Genomic DNA, 19,843 nt, shown 5'->3' with positions numbered 1-19,843 from the left:
GGCGGGCTTTGCCTAGAGTGGAAGCAGTTACGGCAGGACCCTAGAGAGGAACCGGCACCATGTCTGCAGACGCCCTGAGTCCCGAGTACCGCACCGAAGCCATGGACAGGCTTCGGGCCACGTCACAGCCCGGCAATGAACTGGACATCCTGATTGTGGGCGGTGGCGTGGTGGGCGCCGGAGCGGCGCTCGACGCCGTCACCCGGGGACTCAAGGTGGGCATGGTGGAAGCCCGTGACTGGGCCTCCGGAACCTCGTCGCGGTCCTCCAAGCTCATCCATGGCGGCCTGCGCTACCTGGAGATGCTGGACTTCGCACTGGTGCAGGAAGCGCTGAAGGAGCGCGGACTGCTGCTGCAGCGCATCGCGCCGCACCTGGTGAAGCCGGTGGCGTTCCTGTATCCGCTGACCAAGCGGTTCATCGAGCGGCCCTATGTGGGGGCCGGCATTTTCCTGTACGACACCATGGGCATGACCTCGGGCAACTCCCGGGGCGTGCCCATGCAGAAGCACCTGACCCGCCGGCAGACCCTGCGCATGGCCCCGAGCCTGAAGGACGACGCCATGGTCGGCGCCATCCGCTACTACGACGGCCAGGTCGATGACGCGCGGTACGTCGCGAACATGGCCCGCACCGCGGCGCACTACGGAGCAGCAGTGGTGAACCGGCTCGCCGTCGTCGATTTCCTGCGCGAGGGGGAGCGGGTGGTCGGTGCCCGGGTCCGGGACCAGGAAACCGGCGCGGAGTTCGACATTGCCGCCAGCCAGGTGGTCAACGCCACCGGCGTATGGACGGACGAAACCCAGGCCATGGTCACTGAGCGCGGCCAATTGAAGGTCCGTGCCTCCAAGGGCGTGCACCTGGTGGTGCCGAAGGACCGGATCCAGTCCACGGTGGGCATGATCCTGCGGACGGAGAAATCCGTGCTGTTCGTTATCCCCTGGGGGCGGCACTGGATCGTCGGGACCACGGATACCGATTGGAACCTCGACAAGGCCCACCCTGCCGCCACGTCGGCGGACATCGACTACATCCTCGAGCATGTGAACCTGGTGCTGAAGACCCCGTTGACGCGCGAGGACGTGGAGGGTGTCTACGCCGGCCTGCGGCCGCTGCTGGCCGGCGAAAACGATTCCACGGCCAAGCTGTCCCGCGAACACGTGGTGGCACACCCCGTGCCCGGCCTGGTGGTGGTGGCCGGCGGCAAGTGGACCACCTACCGGGTGATGGCCAAGGACGCCGTGGACGAGGCGGCCCGCGCCTTGGACGAAAAGGTGCCCGAGAGCTGCACGCAGACCATCCCGCTGCTGGGCGCGGTCGGCTACAAGGCCGCCTGGAACCGCCGGCACCGCACCGCCGACGAGTACGGCGTGCATGTGGCCCGGGTGGAGCACCTGCTCAACCGGTACGGTTCCATGGCCTACGACGTGCTGGACCTGATCAAGGCGGATTCCGCCCTGGCCGAGCCGCTGCCCGGCGCCGACGACTATCTGCGGGCCGAGGTGGTGTACGCCACCACGCACGAAGGTGCCCGGCATGTGGAAGACGTGCTGGCCCGGCGCACCCGGATCTCCATCGAAACCTGGGACCGCGGGGTTTCCGCCGCTCCGGTGGTCGCCGAGCTGATGGCGCCGCTGCTGGACTGGGACCTGGAACGGGTGGGAAGCGAAGTGGCCCACTACGTGGCCCGGGTGGAAGCCGAACGCCTGAGCCAGGAACAGCCCGACGACAAGAGTGCGGACGCCGCCCGGCTGGCGGCTGAAGACATCGCCCCTCGAATCTAGGCGGCAGCAGCAGACCTTGAGCAATACAGAACTGTCCCTGAACGAATCCGGTGCGGTGCTCACCGAACCCGCGCTGGTAATCCTGGAAATGGAAGCGGCGGACCGCTACGACGCCGCCGCGCAACTGGCCGAGCGGCTCCACCGCACCGGGCGGATCAGTAACCTGGACGGGTTCCTGGAACAGGTCAAGGCGCGTGAACACCAGATGGCCACCGGCCTGCCCGGCGGGATCGGCCTGCCGCATGCCCGCAGCGAGTACGTCCGGGAAACCTCCATTGCCGTGGGCATCACCCGGTACGGCCACAGCGTGGACTTCGGCGCGTCCGACGGTCCGGCCACCGTGATCCTGCTCATCGCCACCCCCGCCGCGTCCTACTCCCAGCACCTGGAGGTCCTGGCCACCATCGCCCGGTCCCTGTTCCGGCCCTCCTTCCGGGATTCCCTGCGCCGGGCCAACGATGAAGAGGTCATTTCCGAACTGATTAACTCCTCCCTGGTGTTCTTCGACCATTAGGGCCCCACCGGCGGCATTGGGTTTTCTACAGCCGGACGAAGTACCGTTAACCCGTGCTCAAAACTGCCTTGCAGCCGCGTTGGATCGCCGGACTGCTCTTTGCCCTGGTCATTTCGACCGTTTTTGTGCTGTTGAGCCAGTGGCAGTTCTCCAGCGCCGAATCCGATGAGCCCGCCGTTCCCCGGGCCACTGAAGACGTCCGTCCGCTGACCGAATCCTTCACCCCCGGCAAGCCGATCTTCGAGTCCGAAGCGGACCAGATGGTCTCCCTGACCGGGTCCTTCGAACCGGACAAATCGGTGATCGTGGACCAGCGGCTGCAGGACGGCGAAGAGGGCTACTGGGTGGTCACCGCCTTCAAGGTGGACGGTGCCCCGGGCGGCGAAGTCATTCCCGTTGTCCGCGGCTGGGTGGCGGAGCCCGGCGACGCCGAACCCGCTCCCGAGGGCAAGGCCGCCGTCGTCGGCCGCCTGCTGCCCTCCGAAGCGCCGCTGGCGCAGACGCCCGTCCAGGGCCGCGTTCCCTCCCTGTCCACTGCCGAGCTGGTCAATCTCTGGGACACCCCCTCGTACTCTGCCTTCGTCACCGCCCACGAGCTCACGGTCGACGGCGCGGCGCCGGACACCGGCAGCATGGAGGCCGTGCGGGTGGACGCGCAGCCGGAAGAGACCCCGGTGAACTGGCTCAACATTTTCTATGCCCTGGAATGGATTGTCTTCGCCGGTTTCTCCGTCTTCCTGTGGTGGCGCCTGGTGGCCGACGACTACCGCCTCAGCCTCGAGGAGGACGAATACGAGGACGAGTACGACGACGATGAACCCGACACCGAACCCGAACACCCCAGCAGCGAGGTAACCAAGTGAGCGAATCCACAGGCACCGCCAAGGCAAGCCCGAAGAAAAAGAAGCGCCGGTTCGGCGGAACGCACGCCCAGATCCGGTCGGCGCTGAAGTTCTACAAGGTGTTTTCCTACGTCACGGGCATCCTGCTGCTGGCCCTGGTGGTGGAGATGATCGCCAAGTACGGTTTCAACACCGAAATCATCGTCGGCAGTGTCAACCTCTCCATCGGGGTGCTGATCCTGCACGGCTGGATGTACGTGGTCTACCTGCTCTCCGACTTCCGGCTCTGGCAGCTGATGCGCTGGCCGTTCTCCAAGTTCATCCTCATCGCCCTCGGCGGCGTTGTGCCGTTCCTCTCCTTTGTGGTGGAGGGGCGGGTCCACAAGCAGGTGCTGGCCGAGCTCGAAGCGCATCCTGAAGCGGCCAAGCGCTACTGACCGGCACCCCGGGGCGGCACCCCGGCCGTGCATCAGACGCCGGCCGGTGTGCATGCGCGGCGGCAGGCCGACTATCCTTGGAACGTGACTAATCCCGCGACTGACCCCATTGAAGAGCGGCCCGTCCTTGTTGTGGACTACGGAGCACAGTACGCCCAGTTGATTGCCCGCCGGGTGCGCGAAGCCGACGTCTACTCCGAGGTGGTTCCCCACACCTACAGCACCGAGCAGCTGCTGGCGAAGAATCCCGCTGCCATCATCCTGTCCGGCGGCCCCTCCAGCGTTTACGCCGAAGGCGCCCCCAAGGTACAGACCGACCTGTTCGAATCCGGTGTCCCCGTGTTCGGCATCTGCTACGGCTTCCAGGCCATGGCCGCCGCCCTGGGCGGCAAGGTGGCCAAGACCGGCCTGCGTGAGTACGGTTCCACCGACGCCCGCGTGGTGGGCGGTGCCCGCTCCATCCTCGAGGGAACCCCCGAGGAGCAGAACACCTGGATGAGCCACGGCGACAGCGTCCAGGAAGCACCTGAGGGCTTCGATGTGCTGGCCAGCACCGCCGGCGCCCCCGTGGCGGCTTTCGCCAACGAGGAGAAGGGCCTCTACGGTGTGCAGTGGCACCCCGAGGTCAAGCACTCCGCCCACGGCCAGGCCGTGCTGGAGAACTTCCTGTTCAAGGGAGCCAAGCTCGAACGCAGCTGGACCACCGGCAACATTGTCGAAGAGCAGGTTGCCCGCATCCGCGCCCAGGTCGGAAACTCCCGGGTGATCTGCGGCCTGTCCGGCGGCGTTGACTCCGCCGTTGCCGCGGCCCTGGTGCAGCGCGCCGTCGGCGACCAGCTGACCTGTGTCTTCGTCGACCACGGCCTGCTGCGCGAAGGCGAGGCAGAGCAGGTGGAACGCGACTTCGTGGCAGCCACCGGCGTCAACCTCTACGTGGCCAACGAACAGGAACGCTTCCTGTCCGCCCTGGCCGGCGTCTCCGACCCCGAGACCAAGCGCAAGATCATCGGCCGCGAATTCATCCGCGCGTTCGAAGAGGCTGAGCGGGCCATCATGGCCAAGGCCGAGGCAGAGGGCGAGCCCATCCGCTTCCTGGTGCAGGGCACCCTGTACCCCGACGTCGTCGAGTCCGGCGGCGGCGAAGGCGCAGCCAACATCAAGAGCCACCACAATGTGGGCGGGCTGCCCGAGGACATGAAGTTCGAACTGGTGGAGCCCCTGCGGGCGCTCTTCAAGGACGAGGTCCGCGCCGTGGGCGCCGAACTCGGCCTGCCGGCCGAAATCGTAGGGCGCCAGCCCTTCCCCGGCCCCGGCCTGGGTATCCGCATTGTCGGCGAGGTCACCAAGGAGCGCCTGGACCTGCTGCGCCGCGCAGACGCGATTGCCCGTGCCGAGCTGACCGCAGCCGGTTTGGACAACGACGTCTGGCAGATGCCGGTGGTCCTGCTGGCCGACGTGCGCAGCGTGGGCGTGCAGGGCGACGGCCGTACCTACGGCCACCCCATTGTGCTCCGCCCGGTATCCAGCGAGGACGCCATGACGGCGGACTGGTCACGCCTGCCGTATGACCTGCTGGCACGCATCTCCAACCGGATCACCAACGAGGTGGACGGAATCAACCGGGTGGTGCTGGACGTCACCAGCAAGCCGCCGGGAACGATCGAGTGGGAATAGCGTAAAGACAAAGGGGACGGCCGATTCCGGCCGTCCCCTTTGTCATCCCCCTTGCCGTCCCCCGCGTTGCTATGTTCGGGAAACCGGGCCCGACGCGATAGTTTTGAACGTATGCCGATTTGGTCGAAAACGCGCGGAAGTGCAGAAAAGAGGGCACTAGTGTCTGAGCAGAATACCGGGGAGAATCCCTCGGACTTCCTGCTGCCGTGGCTGGGACAATTGGGACAGCACGCCGGAACGGACACCTTGCTGCATTTCACCCCCTCCGCGGCGAACAGCATCGACCTGACGCACGCGCATCCTTCCGGCCTGGCCCAGCTGCTGGCCGGCCGCCGCACGCGCCTGTCGACCCTGCTGCGGGATCCGGACCAGTACGGCGCCGCCATGAAGGCGGGTCGGCTGCTGCGCGCCAAGATCTACGAGCTCGGTACCGACCGCGGCATCGACGTGGGCTACATGGCCGCCGGTACCGCGTCCTGGCGTTATGCCTCGGATGAAGCGCTCCGCCCCGAATCCCTGACAGCGCCGGTGCTGCTGACTCCGGTGGCCCTGACCGTCCATGCCTCGCAGGACGACTACGAGCTCCAGCTGACGGAGAAGGCCGCCCTGAACCCCGCACTGGTGCGCCACCTGCAGCACGAACAGGGCCTGGACATCGACGTTGAAGCCCTCACGCGCCTGGCCTACGGCACGGCGCGCTTTGACCCGCATCCCGTGCTGGAGAAGCTCCGGGCGGTCACGGGCAGCGTCCGCGGCATCAACATTGAGCACCGGCTGCTTGTCTCCACCTTCGCAGACCTGGCGGACCTGGCGGAGGATCCGGCACTGGACCCCGCCCATCCGATCCTCCGCGCACTGATCGACGCCGCCCGTGACGGCTCTGCCGGTCCGGCTGCGGCCCGCCCGCTGGATCTCCCGCCCCTGGATGACCGTGATCCGGCGGACGAACTGCTGATTCTCGACGCCGACCGGCAGCAGCAGGAAGTGCTGGACCTGGTCAACGCGGGCCAGTCCCTGGTGGTCTCGGCACCCGCCGGCACCGGGCAGACGCAGACTGCCCTGAACGCCGTCGCCGCCCTGGCCAACGCCGGCAAGTCCGTGCTCGTGGTCGCCGAACGGCGCGGCACCCTGAACCAGTTCGTCTCCGAACTTGATGCCCTGCAGCTGGGATCCCTGGTGCTGCAGGTCAATGCCGGACTCACCGAACAGCAGCTGAAGGACCAGCTGGTGCGCGCCATCGTGCGCAACGAGAAGGCCAAGGCCCCCGAGCTGCAGAGCCTGCACAAGGTCCTGCTCGAAAACCGCCACCAGCTGCGCGACCACGTGAAGTCGCTGCACAACGTGCGGCGCCGGTGGGGCTGCTCTCCCTACCAGGCGATGCAGTCCCTGGCGGAGCTGACCTCCATGAACCCTGCCCCGGCCACCACCGTGCGGCTCAAGCGCAGCGTCCTGGACAGCATCACCGACCGCACGGAACTGACCGGCCGGCTGCGCCGCGCCGCCGAGCTGGGCAGCTTCAGCCGGGCCGCCACCACCAGTCCCTGGTACGGCGCCAAGCTCCTGAACCGCAAGGAAACGGAAGAGGCCTACGCGCTGACCCAGACGCTGGCGACGGACCTGCCCGCCCTGCGCGCCAAGGTGCAGGACGTGGCCGAGCACTCCGAAATCCGGCTGGGGGAGACCTTCGCCCAGTGGGGCGAACAGCTGGAACTGCTGGTGGCCGTCCGCGAGAGCCTGGACAAATTCACCCCCGACATCTTCGACCGTCCGGTCACCGACCTGATTTCGGCCACCGCGTCTTCCGCCTGGCGGCGTGAACGCGGCATCGACATGAGCTCCATGACCCGTTCCCGGCTGCGCCGCGTAGCCAAGGAATACGTCCGGCCGGGCGTGCACATCTCGGATCTGCATGCCTCCCTGGTTGAAGTGCAGCAGCAGCGCGCCACCTGGACCCGCTACGCCACCACCCAGCGCCACCCGTCCGTGCCCACCGGGCTGGCCGAGATCAACCGGTCCTACCTGCTGGTCAAGAAGCAACTGGACACCCTCACCGGCATCCTGGCTGAAACGCCGTTGCACCCGGACCTGGCCTCCCTGCAGCTGGATGAGCTGGAGAAGCAGCTCAGTGAACTGGCAGGCGACCGCGAAACCCTCGAAACGCTGCCCGAGCGCACCCTGCTGCTGGATGAAATGCGTGCCCAGGGCCTGGGCGAACTGCTGGATGACCTGGCCGAGCGCGAGGTCCAGCCCAAGCATGTGGGCTACGAACTGGAACTGGCCTGGTGGCAGTCCGCACTGGAAGCCATGATCAGCGGCGACGACTACCTTGCCATGTCCGACGGCAACAGCCTGCGCCGCCTCGAGGCCGAATACCGGCTGGCCGACAATGCGCACATCGCCTCGGGCAGCGCCCGGCTGCGCTGGAGCCTTGCCTCCCGCTGGCGCAACGGCGTCGAAAGCAACCAGGGCGCCGCGCAGGACCTGCGTGAGCTGATCAAGGACGGCGACCTGTCCCTGGCGAGCCTGTGCCGGCAGTCCGGTGAACTGGTGTCCGCCCTGCTTCCCGTCTGGGCTGCCAGCCCGCTGGTGCTGCCGATGGTCCTTCCGGAGGACCGCCGCTTCGACACCGTAGTCCTGCTGGATGCCGAGTCCACCAGCCTGCAGTCCGCGGTGCCGGCCCTGGCCCGTGCTTCCCAGGTGGTGGCCTTCGGTGACAGCTGGCTGGGCGGACCGCGCCCGTTCACCATTGGCGTGGAACCGGCCGGTGCACCGCTGCAGCACGTGGAACTGCTCAGCGCCTTCGATGCGCTGCAGCGGGTGCTGCCCACCCGCAGCCTGTCCACCGTGTACCGGGGGACGGACAAGGCCCTGCTGCGCCAGCTCAGCGATTCCTTCTACGACGGCCGCCTCTCCATGGTTCCGAGCGCGGAAGAGGTCACAAGCGGCCACCGCGCCCTGTCCGTCGAATACCTGGCGGACGGCACCGGGATGCCCAGCGCCGACCACGAGGGTGTGGAAAGCGTGGCAGCCGAGGTCAACCGTGTTGTCGACCTGGTCTTCGAACACATCCGCCGCCGGCCGCACCAGTCCCTGGGCGTCATCACGGCCAGCCCCCGCCATGCCGTGCGCGTGGCCGAGGCGATCCGGGTGCAGATGGCCAACTTCCCCTGGGCAGCCGACTTCTTCACGGCGAAGCCCGAGTCCTTCCGGGTGGTCCCGGTGGACCGGGCAGTGGGAATGGTGCGCGACTGCGTCATCTTCTCCCTGGGCTTCGGCCGTACCCCGCACGGGCGTGCCCTGCACAACTTCGGACCGCTCTCGGCGCCCGACGGACGCAAGAAATTCGTCACTGCCATGACGCGGGCACGCTACAAGCAGCACGTGCTGACCTGTTTCCAGCCGGCGGACCTTGACCGGTCCCGGCTGGGCTACGGCGCCTTGGACTTCTATGAGCTGATCAAGCGCGAACTGGAACCGGAAGCGGTTAAGGCCGAAACGCCCGCAGCTGCCGGGGGCATCATGGAAGAAGATCCGCTGGTAGCGGACCTGGTGGGCCGGCTGCGCGACCGCGGGGCCCGGGTCTGGGACCACTACGACGGCGCCATCGATATTGTTGCCGCGGCACCGGCCTCCGGTGACCCCGCCGCTGCCGTACCGCTGGCGATCGAGTCCGACGGCACCGAGCGCTACCGTGCCATGTCGGTCCGTGAGCGGAGCCGGCTGCGCCCGCAGCTGCTGGAACGCCGCGGCTGGCGGTACATGCCGTTGTGGACCATTGAGGTCTTCAGCGATCCGTCCGCCTGTGCCGACCTCGTCAGCCGCTATCTGGACCTGCCCGACGAAGCCCCGGCGCAGAAGTCAACACCGCGCGGGGGCTCCAAGGCACCGGCCGCTGCAGCAGGCAGCGCTCCCGCGCCGGCCGCAGCGGCCCGGGAAACGGTTACCGTGACACCGCATGGCAGCAGCCGGATGCGCGAACGGAGGTCGGGGTCCCTTCCGGACAGCAGCAAAGGAGAGTGAACCATTGACTGAGCAGCAGGAACCGGTTGAGCAGCACGAACCGGTTGAGGAGCAGGAACCGGTTGAGGAGCACGAGCTGCACAGCGGCGGCGCGGAGCAGGACGAACCGCAGGAGCAGCACAGCGGCGGAGCGGAGCAGCAGCCGCAGGCCGGATCCGCGCCGCGGCGGCGGGGCAACCGGCGTGCCGGTTCGGCAGGGGCGACGGGCCTGGTCCCGGTCAAGGCGAAGGAAGACGATCCCCGGGTATGGGGAGACAGCCCGGAGGACCGCGACTCCTGGCTGCTGGAGCAGCGCCCGCCACACTGGGGCTGACTCAGGCAGCGGTTTCCTCATCCACCGGTCAGGACCAGGTACACGGGTTGCGTCATCCACCGGTCAGGACCAGGTAAATACCGCCGGCTCCCGATGCCGCCGTGAGGCGGGCGGCATCCTTCCGGTCTGCGGCCACCACCACGAGGCCTTCTCCGGTGCCGCTCGAGGCGGCAGGCCACCCGTCGGTGGATCCCGCGCCGGAAACCCACAGCACGGGCACCGAGGTAGCCAGCACCACGGCGCCGTCCACCCCGCCCGGCGCGGTCTCCCATGCTCCGTCCCGGGGTGCGGCCACGACGGTAACCGGCTGTCCCGGCGCCAGCAGGTCAAGGACGGATGGATCTGCAGGTCGGAGCGGGATGGCGACGGTGCCCGGCGGCGAACCGGAAAGCAGCCCTGGTCCGGCCAGCGAGAGCTCCGTGACGGGGCTTCCCTGCAGCAGCGGTGTGGCCAGGCGCCGCCCAAGGAGCCCGTCAGGATGTGAATGCGCACCCGGAGGGACAGCTTCGGAGGGGATGGAGCCCGTCGCCAGGGAACCGGCCTCCAGGACGCTGCCGGCCGGAAGGTCATGCGCGGCCTGGATAATAGAGGCATGTTCGGCTTCCGGAGGAACCAGCGCGTGTACGGCTGCTCCGGCTGCAGCGCAGCACGCCAAGGCGGCGATCAAGCGGCGGTGGCGGACCATAAAGCGCAGGAACCGTCCGGAGCCGGCCGGGCGGCCGGAGGCGCTGCGGAAACCGATGTCGCTGCGGAAACCGATGTTGTTGTTCAGACCCGGAGCAGGCCGGCGGAGGAAAGGCATGCCGCCACGCTATGGGTAGCTGGGCGTACTGACTCCGCCGGTCGCGCGCTCAGTGCACAATGCCGGGACGGACCTGCGCAGAAACGGGTTGTGGAGACAGGGTCCGCAACCGATGTGACGGGTGGGGACGGCCCGGCCGCAGAGCAGTTAAGCGGGGGACGAGCTCTGCTCTTGACTCAAGCGGGGGACGAGCCCTGCGCGTGCTTTACGCGGGGGAGGAGCCGGCGCTTGCCGCAGGGGCAGCGGTTGCGGAGCTGCTTTCAGCCTTGGCGGCCGGCGCCGTGCCGGCGTCGCTCTTGGCGGGTGCTGCCGGAACGGAGGAGGCAGCATCGCGGGAATCTGTGCGGTAGAAACCGGATCCCTTGAAGACAACTCCAACGCTGTTGAACTTCTTGCGCAGACGGCCGCCGCACTCAGGGCAGACGGTCAGGGAATCATCGCTGAAGGACTGCTGGATATCGAACGAATGGGAGCAGTCCTTGCAGGCGTAGGCGTACGTGGGCACTCTGGTAATCCTCCTTGGCACTCTATGGCCTTGAGTGCTAAGTATACATGCGCTAAACCGGCACTTTCCGCCATGCGTCCGGCGTCAGCACCGCATCAACCGCGGCGTCCAGCGGGGTGGTTTCAAAGCTCCCGGCCGGCACGAACTCCTGTTCGAACACCACGGCGACCGCGGGTGCCGCGTTGCCGGCGGCCCTCAGCCGGGCCAGGAACCGGTCATAGTAGCCGCCACCCTTGCCCATCCGTCCGCCGGCGTCGTCGGCCGCCAGCGCGGGAACAAAGACCAGGTCGAGGCCGGGCAGTTCGGCTGCGCTGTAGCGTGGCCCGGTCGGTTCCAGCAGGGAACCGTGCAGTCCCGGCACCATCTCGATCCCGGGCATCCAGTAGCACCAGGACAACTGCCGGTCCGGTTCGCACACCGGAACCACCACCTGATAGCCGGACGCATGCAGGGCATCAAGCAGTTCCGCCGTCCCCGGTTCGGTTCCGACGGAAAGGTAGCAGGCTACGGTACCTCCGGAAGGGAGGAGTTCCTGTGCTCCCTGGAGGCCCCGGTCGGCAAGAGCCCGGGCCGCAGCGGCCCGCCGGCTCCGGTCCATGGCGCGGCGGTGCTGCAGGAAATCCCTGCGGGCCTGTTCTTTGTCCAGTTGGTGCATAAAACCTATTGTCCCCAATAAGCATGCTTATTTGGTGCAACATCAGCGCTCTTAGGTACGCTTACCACTATGACGACGTCACGCCCCACCATAACCAAAGCCGTAATTCCCGCCGCTGGCCTGGGTACCCGCTTCCTGCCCGCCACCAAAGCGATGCCCAAGGAAATGCTCCCCGTGGTCGACAAGCCGGCCATCCAGTACGTGGTTGAAGAAGCCGTAAATGCGGGCATGCCGGACATCCTCATGATCACCGGGCGGAACAAGCGCTCCCTTGAAGACCATTTTGACCGCGTCCCGTTCATCGAAAAGACCCTTGAAGACAAGGGCGACATGGAGAAGCTCGCAATGGTGCGCGCCGCCTCGGAACTGGGCGAGATCCACTACCTTCGCCAGGGCGATCCCAAGGGTCTGGGCCACGCAGTGCTGCGGGCCAAGCTGCACGTCGGCGATGAGCCGTTTGCCGTCCTGCTGGGTGATGACCTCATCGATGCCCGCGACGACCTGCTCGAGCAGATGGTGGAAGTTCAGGCCAAGACCGGCGGCTCCGTCATTGCCCTCATCGAGGTGGACCCCGAACAGATCAGCGCCTACGGATGCGCCGATATCTCCGTCGTGGAAGGCGAGGACTACGTCCGCGTCAACAAGCTCGTGGAAAAGCCCGACGTCGACGAGGCCCCCTCGAACCTCGCCGTGATCGGCCGTTACGTGCTGCACCCCGCCGTTTTCGATGTGCTGGAGGAAACCGGTCCCGGCCGCGGCGGGGAAATCCAGCTGACCGACGCACTGCAGACCCTCGCCGCCGGCGAAGGCGAAGGCTCGGGCGTCTACGGCGTCGTCTTCCGCGGCCGCCGCTACGACACCGGCGACAAGATGAGCTACCTCAAGGCCGTGGTCACACTCGCCAGCGAGCGTGAAGACCTGGGTCCGGGCCTGCGCGACTGGCTCAAGGACTTCACCGGTACCTTCGAAAACTAAAACACCATGTGGGGTTCGGTACCGTGGCCGGTGACGCTGGAGAGTGACGACATTGTGCTCCGGCCGATCCGGCACCGGGACCGGCGCGAGTGGACCGAAGTCCGGGCTCGCAACTCGGCCTGGGTCGGTCCCTGGGAGGCCACCAACCCGGTGCCCGGGGGTGAACCGCCCACCTACGGCGACATGGTCCGCAGCCTTAACCGGCAGGCCCGCCAGGACTCAGCCCTGCCGTTCGTTATCACCGAACGCCAGGACCCCGCCCGTGAACCGGCGATCGTGGGACAGCTGACCGTCTCCACCATCGTCTGGGGTTCCGCCCGCATGGCCACCCTGGGTTACTGGGTGGACCGGGCACGTGCCGGCCGGGGGATAGTGCCCACGGCCGTGGCGCTGGCCACGGATTACTGCTTCTCCACGCTGCACCTGCACCGGATGGAGATCAATATCCGGCCGGAGAACGGGCCCAGCCTGCGGGTGGTGGAAAAGCTCGGTTTCCGGGACGAAGGGCTTCGACTGCGCTACCTGCATATCAACGGTCGCTGGACGGACCACCGCAGCTTCGCACTGACCGCTGAGGAAGTGCCGGAAGGACTGCTGAACCGGTGGAACTCCCGCCGCAACGCCTAGTCAACTTTTTTCACATCTGACACGCCGACACACCGGCGTGAATGCGGCGGCGGGCGCCCGTGAGCTTCTACGGTCGTAGGTGTGGACTTCCCTCTTAACAGCTCCCTGAACAGCTCGCTGGTGCTGGCACTGGCCGTGACGCTGTGGCTGCTGTGGGTCGGCCCGTATTTCTTCCGCCGTCCGGCAGCAGCACCGCAGGACAGCACCGCTTTCCGCTCAACCGCAACCACCATCCACCCGCCCGCCTCGCCGGGCAACGGGTCCCAGGGGAACATCATGCAAAACACCAGCCAGGCACCCAGCGGGGGCGGGTCTTTGTACAGCCAGGGGGGACCGGCGCGCCCGGTCCAGGCACCCGGCGCCCTGCGGATCCGGACCGGGCGGGCGGTCCTGGCAGCGGTGGGCCTCATCGCGCTCCTGACTATCCCGGTGGGCGGAATCCTCGCCGCCTTCACCTCCGTTTCCTGGTTGCTGCCGCTCGCCGGCCTGACCGTTTCGGCAGCAGTGGTGGCTACCCTGCGTTCGCTGGCCCTGCGGGACCGGCGGCGACGGATGGAGAACGCGTTCCGTGCAGCCATGGGCCCGCAGCCGCAGCAGCGCCCGTTCGCTGAAGGCAGCAACGCCGGAACGGACAGCATCAACGAAACAGACAGCGACGCCGGAACGGACGGTGTCGCCGATGCCCGCGGCGCCGCCGAATCCGGCGCGGTCCGTGAGGCTGCCGAAAACGGTACCGGAGCAGCGGCCGCCCCGCGGGAAACCGTCCTCTTCGACCTCGAAGCCGCACCGGCACCGGACAGCGTCCCCGCTCCGGTGGAGCCTGCACCGGCACCGTTCACGGCGGAAGAGTTGCGCACCGAGGCCCTGAAAGTGGCAGCGGCTGCGCAGCCCGCCAAGCCGGGCACCACGCCGTGGCAGCCGGTGGAAGTCCCGAAGCCGGTCTACGTCGACGCGCCCAAGGCCGAACGCCCCGCGCCCGAACCGATCGTCCTGCCCGAACCGCCGCGGTCGCTGACCAAGACGCCGCTGCGCCCCGGAGCCGTTCCGGCACCGGCCGGCCCCGAACGCCAGGAAACCGGCAAGATCAACCTCGACGACGTCCTGCAGCGCCGCCGCGCCTAGCAGTGGCTGGCAGTACTGCCGCCGCGGCCGGACCCGGCCGTGCTGCCGAAGCGGTGGCCGTTTTCAGCAGCGCAGCCATGCGCGGCCCGCTGCAGGAGATGCTTTCGGCCCGCGGCCTTCGGCTTGAGGACTGGAAGCACCTGCGCAGCCATCACCGGCCGCAGGGTGCCGTTTCCGCCCTGTACCGGGTCCGCTGCCGCCCCCGGACTGCGGTCGCCCCGGACACCCCGTTCCCGCGGGGGAGCGGTTCCCCTGCCGGCGCCTCGGCCCCTGCTGCCGGCGCCGTTGCGGACAGCCTGACACTGTATGTGGGTGTCACCACCGCCGGCACCACGGCGGGGCCGGGACTTGTCCCGGCTCGCATTGCCGGACTGGCGTTGGGTATGTGGCTGCATCCGCATGACCCGGTGCTGGCGTCCCTGCCGTGGGCCACGGACGGTGAAGCGGTGGGCCGGGATGTGTTCGGGTCCGAAGCGGCGGCCCGGCTGTCACTGCTGGCCTACCGACCGCTGCGCCGTGCAGTGGTTTCCGCGGAACACGCCGGGGGATCCGCCTACCTCAAACTCCTCCCCAAGGCCATGCTGCCCGGACTCCGGCACCGGCATGAGTTGCTGGCCGGGGCCGGGGTCCCCGCACCGCCGCTCCTGGCGGCACCCAGGGGTCGGGACGTGGCAGTTCTGGGTGCGCTGCCGGGGACGTCGCTGTTCCGCCGGGTCGCGGAGGACGGAGCCCCCGGCATCGCTCCCGAAAGCCTCCTGCAGTTGCTCGACTCGCTTCCGGCGCAAGCCTTGGCGCTTCCGCACCGCAAAGCCTGGGCGGACCGTGCCGGCGACTACGCAGCTGCTGCCGCGGCGGTGCTGCCCGCCGAAGCGCACCGGATACACAGTCTGGCCGCCGGCATCGCCCACGTGCTGGCGTCCGCCCCGGCGGGTCCGCAGGTTCCGGTCCACGGGGACTTCCACGAAGGCAACCTGCTGGTGACCGGTTCCGAGATCACCGGTCTGCTGGATATTGACGGGCTGGGTCCCGGGCAACGGGCCGACGACTTGGCCTGCCTGCTGGGGCACCTGGCCGTCCTTGCAGCGGCGCACCCGAACCAGCCGCACTTTACCCGTACGCTGCAGCGTTACCGCGGGGTGTTCCAGGAAGCCGTTGACCCCGCGGCCCTGAATGCCCGCACGGCTGGAGTGGTCCTAACCCTGGTGGCCGGCGCCCGGCCCGTCAAGCAGAGCAGCCGCAGCCACCAGGCCAGGCTCCGGCTGGAAGTGGCAGAGGGGCTCCTGCGCGCAGCCCGGGGCTGACCCCGCCCGGATCGACCCTGCCCGGGGCTGACCTCGCCGGCATCGACCCTGCCGGAATCGACCCCGCCGGAATCGAGCAGGCCCGGATCAAATCCTGCCCGGATCAGTCGGCCGGTGGCACGAGCTTCTCGAGCAGGGGCTCGGTGCGGTAGGGAATGTGCTCGTGCAGCGCCAGGACGGTCTCGGTCCTGATGACCCCCTTGATCCGCAGTACGGAGCGCAGCGCCTGCTGCAGCTGCTGGGTGTCGGTGGCCGTCAGCCGGCACCAGACATCTCCGCGTCCGGAAATCTCATGCACCTCCAGCACCTGGGGCAGGGTGCGCAGCCCGGCGATCACCCCGTCCAGTTCGCGGTGCGTCACCTCGATGGTCACAAAGGCCTGGACGTCGTACCCGAGCTGGGCAAGGTCCACATCCCGGCCCGCGTGGCGGATCACGCCGGCCCGCATCAGGTGGCGCACGTGGCTCTGCGCGGTGTTGCGGGCCACGCCGAGCTTTTCGCTCAGGTCGCTGATCTGGGCCCGGGGATCCCTTACCAGCTCCAGCAGCAGGCGGCGGTCCAGTGCGTCCAGATTGGCCATTTAGCGCATCTCCTGTCAGTAGCAGCTCATCATATTGAGCAGATCGATCAAAAGGACACTCTAGTGTGCCCGGTCTGCTCGCTGACACCCCATCCTGTAGAAGCATTAGCTTTATAGAGGATGGAAGTACCCCGGTGACCTTGGAAAGTTCCCAGTGACAGTGCTGAGTGAGCTGCGCATGCAGCCCGCAGCCCGGACCACCCGGAAAGAATGGGACGCCGCCATCCGTCCCCGGCTGGTCCTCACGCTCGCCGTGATGACCACTCTGCTCATCGGCGCCAACCTGGCCACCCCGTTGTACCCGCTGCTGGGGGAATCCCTGGGCCTGTCCTACTTCGGCGTGACGCTCGCTTTTGCCTCGTATGTGCTGGTCCTCGTGGCCGGGCTGCTGCTGGTAGGACACTGGTCCGACTACATCGGGCGGCGCGCCGCACTGGTGGTTGCCGGCGTCGTCTCCCTGGCCGGAGGCCTGATCTTTGGCACCGCCACCGGCGTAGGCGCCCTGATGCTGGGACGCGCACTCCAAGGGGCATCCGTTGCCCTGGCGACCGGTGCCAGCTCCGCAGCCTTGCGAGAACTGCTGCCGCATAAACCGGAATGGGCCACCCGCTTCACCCTCCTGGTTTCTGCAGGGGGAGTGGCTGCCGGTCCGGTGATCGGCGGGCTCCTGTCGCTGCTGCCGGCCCCCACCATGACACCGTTCCTCATCCACTCGGCAGTGCTGGCGGCGCTGCTGGTTCCGCTGTGCCTGCTCAAGGCCCGGCCTGCCATCTCCCTGGCTGAAGGCCGCCCCATGGCCATGCTGCGGCCGCGCAAGCCTGCGGTGTCGCACCGTGCCCGCACCCAGTTCTGGATAGCATCCATCACCGGGTTCCTCAGCTTTGCCGCCTTCGGTTTCTGCCTCTCGCTGGCGCCCACCTACTTCTCCTCCATAGCCGGCACCACCTGGCGTCCGGCCATCGGACTGCTGGCAGCCCTGGCCCTGGGCGCCTCTGCGGTCAGCCAGCTCACCGGTATCCGCGGCCGGTTTACCGCGCCTGTCGGACTGGCCGCCATGGGCACCGGCGTCGCGCTGATTCCGGCGGCCGGCGCCACCGGCAGCCTCCTCCTGCTGACCGTTGCCTGCCTGATGGCGGGCTTTGGCCAGGGCATGGCCTTCCGGGTGGTCTTCAATGAAGTGGCGGCGGCAGTTGAAGCGGCCGAACATGCCCGGATCATCAGCACCGTCTACGTCATCACCTATCTGGGCAGCGCCTTCCCAGTGCTCGGGCTGGGTGCCGCGGGCGGCATCTGGGGGCTGGAGCCCTCCGTCGCCTGGTTCTCGGCCGGCATCACGGCCGCCTGCCTCACCCTGGCCGTCCTGAGCCTGCGGCGGTCCCTGCGCCGGAACCCTGCCGCTTAGCCCCTTCCGGTTCGCCCGGCGCCGACGGGAAAGTAGGCTGGAGGAATGCATGCTCTTCCCACCCAGGACCCTGCCGGCCCCGACGCCATCGGCCTCGATATCGGGGGAACCAAGACCCACGGCATCCGGCTCCGGGGAGGAACCGTCACCGGTGAGGCACTGGCCGGCAGTGCCAACGTGCAGAATGTGCCGGTGGACGCGGCCCGCGCTGCATTGGCCGAAATCTTTGCCGGGCTGGGCACCGACGGCGTCACCACGGTGATCGCCGGCTCCGGCGGTGTGGACACCGCCCGCGACGAGGAAGCGCTGCGTGCGCTGATCGCCGAACACATGCCCGGCGCCGTCGTCCGGGTTGTCCACGACACCCGCCTGATCCTCGCCGCGGGCGAAGCCTCCGAAGGCATCGCCGTCATCGCCGGCACCGGCTCCGTGGCCTGGGGCATTGATGCCTCAGGCCGGCAGGCCCGCTCCGGAGGCTGGGGCTACCTGCTGGGGGACGAAGGCAGCGGCTACTGGGTGGGACGTGAAGCCGTCCGGCATGCCCTGCGGTGCCACGATCTGGGACAGGAACCGGATGACCTGGCCACGGCGCTCGTTTCTGCCTGCGGGGTTGCCGGGCCCGCCGAACTCATCGGGCTTTTCCACGGACCCACCGACCGACGGTACTGGGCGGGCAAGGCCGGGCTGGTTTTCGATGCCGCGCGGGCAGGCAATCCGGCTGCGGCGGAGATTGTGCACGCGGCGGCGGGGCACCTGGCCGGACTGACGGTGGACGTTGCCCGCCAGCTGAAGATCTCCGGTCCGGTGGTGATCGGCGGGGGGCTCGGAATGCACCAGCCACTGCTCCAGGACCTGCTGCGGGACAGGCTCCGGACCGCCGGCCTGACGGACATCCGCTTCCTGGCTGCCGACCCCGTCTTCGGAACGGCCTACCTGCTGCATCAGGCCAGCGGGGCCAGCACCAACGGCGCCGCCGGCAGCAGCTGATGGCTGCCGGCTCCCGGTCCGGCCAGGCGTGTTCCCGTACTGCTGGACGCACCGCGCATCCGTGAAATACCGTGATGCATCACGCCACGTCGCCGGTTGCCGCATGCACCGGCATTCCCACGGAAGGCATACCCCATGACCCCGCTGCCAGACCAGGCCGGCCCTGAGCAGGCCGCACCCGGCGCTGCCCGGGCGACTCCCATGATCCGCTTCCGGCAGGTGACCAAGACCTATGGCGAGGCCGCACCAGCCGTGAACAAGCTGGACCTGGACATTGACCGGGGATCGATTACGGTCTTTGTCGGTCCCTCGGGCTGTGGGAAAACCACGTCGCTGCGCATGATCAACCGCATGGTCGAACCCACCTCCGGAACCGTGGAGGTGGACGGGCAGGATATTTCCGAGGTTCCCGCCGCTCGGCTTCGCCGCTCCATGGGCTACGTCATGCAGTCCTCCGGGCTGCTGCCGCACCGGACGGTGCTGGACAACGTGGCCACCGTGCCCCGCCTGAACGGCACGCCCCGGGCGGAAGCCCGCCGCCGGGCCGCGGAGCTGCTTGACGTCGTCGGGCTGGACCGTGCCCTCGGCGGCCGGTACCCGGGCCAGCTGTCCGGCGGCCAGCAGCAGCGTGTGGGAGTGGCGCGGGCACTGGCCGCGGATCCGCCCGTGCTGCTGATGGATGAACCCTTCAGCGCCGTGGACCCGGTGGTGCGGGCCGAGCTGCAGGAAGAGCTCCTGCGCCTGCAGCAGGACCTGTCCAAGACCATTGTGTTCGTCACCCACGACATTGACGAGGCCACGATCCTGGGTGACAAGGTGGCCGTATTCGGCACCGGTGGCAGGCTGGCCCAGTACGCTGCACCGGAGGAAATCCTGCGGGCGCCCGTGGACGACTTCGTGGCAGGGTTCGTGGGCCGCGACCGGGGCTTCCGCCACCTGTCCTTCCAGCACGGGGACGATGTACCCGTGCACCCGGTGCAGCTGATCGACGTCAGAGCGCTGCCGGACCCCGCGGTCCGGGTCCTCGACGGCTGGGCGCTGTGCGTGGACGCCGACGGCGGCCCGCTGGGGTGGGTGCCGGGAGGCGGTCGCAGTGCCGTTACCTCGGCGGCGGACCTGGTGCCGGGCGGCTCCCTGTACCCGCGCGGCGAGAGCCTGCGGCGGGCACTTGATGCCGCTCTGTCCTCGCCTTCGGGGCTGGGCGTGGCGGTGGACGACGCCGGCCGTGCCGTCGGCGTCGTCAAGGCGGCGGAGGTGCTGGCACTGATCGAGGCCGCCCGGCTCTCGCGGAGCGGCGGCTGAA

18 protein-coding genes are annotated in these 19,843 nt (G+C 68.3%); 14 read left to right on the top strand and 4 right to left on the bottom strand.

What is annotated here, in order from left to right; all coding sequences use genetic code 11:
• Positions 1-59 precede the first annotated feature (59 nt).
• The 7 genes from AC5RUF_RS05930 (at position 60) to AC5RUF_RS05900 (ending at position 9,584) form a co-directional block, all read left to right on the top strand.
• Positions 60-1,784, top strand: a complete 1,725-nt coding sequence (locus AC5RUF_RS05930) for a glycerol-3-phosphate dehydrogenase/oxidase (RefSeq protein ID WP_493996438.1) — start codon at positions 60-62, stop codon at positions 1,782-1,784.
• A 16-nt stretch (positions 1,785-1,800) separates the two neighbouring features.
• Positions 1,801-2,298, top strand: coding sequence for a PTS sugar transporter subunit IIA (locus tag AC5RUF_RS05925; RefSeq protein ID WP_493996437.1), 498 nt, complete (start codon positions 1,801-1,803; stop codon positions 2,296-2,298).
• Between the two features lie 53 nt (positions 2,299-2,351).
• Positions 2,352-3,161: an SURF1 family protein gene (locus tag AC5RUF_RS05920; protein WP_494129996.1), complete on the top strand. Its 810-nt coding sequence runs from the start codon at positions 2,352-2,354 to the stop codon at positions 3,159-3,161.
• A complete protein-coding gene (locus AC5RUF_RS05915; protein WP_493998549.1) occupies positions 3,158-3,577 on the top strand; it encodes a DUF3817 domain-containing protein in 420 nt (139 codons plus the stop codon). The genes AC5RUF_RS05920 and AC5RUF_RS05915 overlap by 4 nt, the downstream gene beginning before the upstream one ends.
• Positions 3,578-3,661: 84 nt before the next feature.
• Positions 3,662-5,251 carry a glutamine-hydrolyzing GMP synthase gene (guaA, locus tag AC5RUF_RS05910; protein WP_494129995.1) on the top strand — a complete coding sequence of 530 codons (1,590 nt, stop codon included), beginning with the start codon at positions 3,662-3,664 and terminating at the stop codon, positions 5,249-5,251.
• Positions 5,252-5,410: 159 nt separating this feature from the next.
• On the top strand, positions 5,411-9,271 hold the full coding sequence (locus tag AC5RUF_RS05905) for an AAA family ATPase (RefSeq protein ID WP_494129994.1): 3,861 nt from the start codon (positions 5,411-5,413) through the stop codon (positions 9,269-9,271).
• A gap of 4 nt (positions 9,272-9,275) precedes the next feature.
• Positions 9,276-9,584 carry a hypothetical protein gene (locus AC5RUF_RS05900; protein ID WP_494129993.1) on the top strand — a complete coding sequence of 103 codons (309 nt, stop codon included), beginning with the start codon at positions 9,276-9,278 and terminating at the stop codon, positions 9,582-9,584.
• Positions 9,585-9,636: 52 nt separating this feature from the next.
• On the opposite strand, the gene AC5RUF_RS05895 is transcribed toward AC5RUF_RS05900, so the two are convergent.
• The 3 genes from AC5RUF_RS05895 to AC5RUF_RS05885 form a co-directional block, all read right to left on the bottom strand.
• Positions 9,637-10,386 carry an SAF domain-containing protein gene (locus AC5RUF_RS05895; RefSeq protein ID WP_494129992.1) on the bottom strand — a complete coding sequence of 250 codons (750 nt, stop codon included), beginning with the start codon at positions 10,384-10,386 and terminating at the stop codon, positions 9,637-9,639.
• Between the two features lie 205 nt (positions 10,387-10,591).
• A complete protein-coding gene (locus tag AC5RUF_RS05890; RefSeq protein ID WP_494129991.1) occupies positions 10,592-10,891 on the bottom strand; it encodes an FmdB family zinc ribbon protein in 300 nt (99 codons plus the stop codon).
• A 52-nt stretch (positions 10,892-10,943) separates the two neighbouring features.
• Positions 10,944-11,546, bottom strand: coding sequence for a 5-formyltetrahydrofolate cyclo-ligase (locus AC5RUF_RS05885; RefSeq protein WP_494129990.1), 603 nt, complete (start codon positions 11,544-11,546; stop codon positions 10,944-10,946).
• Positions 11,547-11,615: 69 nt separating this feature from the next.
• Here AC5RUF_RS05885 and galU point away from each other — a divergent pair, with 69 nt between their 5' ends.
• The 4 genes from galU to AC5RUF_RS05865 all read left to right on the top strand — a co-directional run bounded on the left by galU (position 11,616) and on the right by AC5RUF_RS05865 (position 15,571).
• On the top strand, positions 11,616-12,521 hold the full coding sequence (gene galU / locus AC5RUF_RS05880) for a UTP--glucose-1-phosphate uridylyltransferase GalU (RefSeq protein WP_493997723.1): 906 nt from the start codon (positions 11,616-11,618) through the stop codon (positions 12,519-12,521).
• A 6-nt stretch (positions 12,522-12,527) separates the two neighbouring features.
• Entirely contained in the window at positions 12,528-13,148 is a 621-nt protein-coding gene (locus AC5RUF_RS05875) for a GNAT family N-acetyltransferase (protein ID WP_493997724.1), read from the top strand.
• 81 nt (positions 13,149-13,229) lie between these two features.
• Positions 13,230-14,270: a hypothetical protein gene (locus AC5RUF_RS05870; RefSeq protein ID WP_494129989.1), complete on the top strand. Its 1,041-nt coding sequence runs from the start codon at positions 13,230-13,232 to the stop codon at positions 14,268-14,270.
• Between the two features lie 2 nt (positions 14,271-14,272).
• Entirely contained in the window at positions 14,273-15,571 is a 1,299-nt protein-coding gene (locus AC5RUF_RS05865) for a phosphotransferase (RefSeq protein ID WP_494129988.1), read from the top strand.
• 103 nt (positions 15,572-15,674) lie between these two features.
• Here AC5RUF_RS05865 and AC5RUF_RS05860 read toward each other — a convergent pair whose 3' ends face one another.
• Positions 15,675-16,151 carry an Lrp/AsnC family transcriptional regulator gene (locus tag AC5RUF_RS05860; protein WP_493998314.1) on the bottom strand — a complete coding sequence of 159 codons (477 nt, stop codon included), beginning with the start codon at positions 16,149-16,151 and terminating at the stop codon, positions 15,675-15,677.
• Positions 16,152-16,305: 154 nt separating this feature from the next.
• On the opposite strand from AC5RUF_RS05860, the gene AC5RUF_RS05855 reads away from it, so the two are divergent.
• The 3 genes from AC5RUF_RS05855 (at position 16,306) to AC5RUF_RS05845 (ending at position 19,842) form a co-directional block, all read left to right on the top strand.
• Entirely contained in the window at positions 16,306-17,553 is a 1,248-nt protein-coding gene (locus AC5RUF_RS05855; RefSeq protein WP_494129987.1) for an MFS transporter, read from the top strand.
• Positions 17,554-17,598: 45 nt separating this feature from the next.
• The gene (locus AC5RUF_RS05850; protein ID WP_493998660.1) at positions 17,599-18,540 is read left to right on the top strand and encodes an N-acetylglucosamine kinase; all 942 of its coding nucleotides are present in this window, start codon (positions 17,599-17,601) and stop codon (positions 18,538-18,540) included.
• A gap of 201 nt (positions 18,541-18,741) precedes the next feature.
• Positions 18,742-19,842, top strand: coding sequence for an ABC transporter ATP-binding protein (locus AC5RUF_RS05845; protein ID WP_494130024.1), 1,101 nt, complete (start codon positions 18,742-18,744; stop codon positions 19,840-19,842).
• Position 19,843: the final 1 nt, after the last annotated feature.

The organism is Arthrobacter sp. Y3224198 (assembly GCF_059090025.1).
Note: the sequence above shows the minus strand (reverse complement) of the source record. Positions and strands in the feature narration are given on the sequence as shown.

Excerpts from the sequence above, each read along its gene's own strand:
- AC5RUF_RS05930 (WP_493996438.1), top strand. The coding sequence starts at position 60 with ATGTCTGCAGACGCCCTGAGTCCCGAGTACCGCACCGAAGCCATGGAC.
- AC5RUF_RS05895 (WP_494129992.1), bottom strand. The coding sequence starts at position 10,386 with ATGCCTTTCCTCCGCCGGCCTGCTCCGGGTCTGAACAACAACATCGGT.
- AC5RUF_RS05885 (WP_494129990.1), bottom strand. The coding sequence starts at position 11,546 with ATGCACCAACTGGACAAAGAACAGGCCCGCAGGGATTTCCTGCAGCAC.
- galU (WP_493997723.1), top strand. The coding sequence starts at position 11,616 with ATGACGACGTCACGCCCCACCATAACCAAAGCCGTAATTCCCGCCGCT.
- AC5RUF_RS05875 (WP_493997724.1), top strand. The coding sequence starts at position 12,528 with ATGTGGGGTTCGGTACCGTGGCCGGTGACGCTGGAGAGTGACGACATT.
- AC5RUF_RS05860 (WP_493998314.1), bottom strand. The coding sequence starts at position 16,151 with ATGGCCAATCTGGACGCACTGGACCGCCGCCTGCTGCTGGAGCTGGTA.
- AC5RUF_RS05850 (WP_493998660.1), top strand. The coding sequence starts at position 17,599 with ATGCATGCTCTTCCCACCCAGGACCCTGCCGGCCCCGACGCCATCGGC.
- AC5RUF_RS05845 (WP_494130024.1), top strand. The coding sequence starts at position 18,742 with ATGATCCGCTTCCGGCAGGTGACCAAGACCTATGGCGAGGCCGCACCA.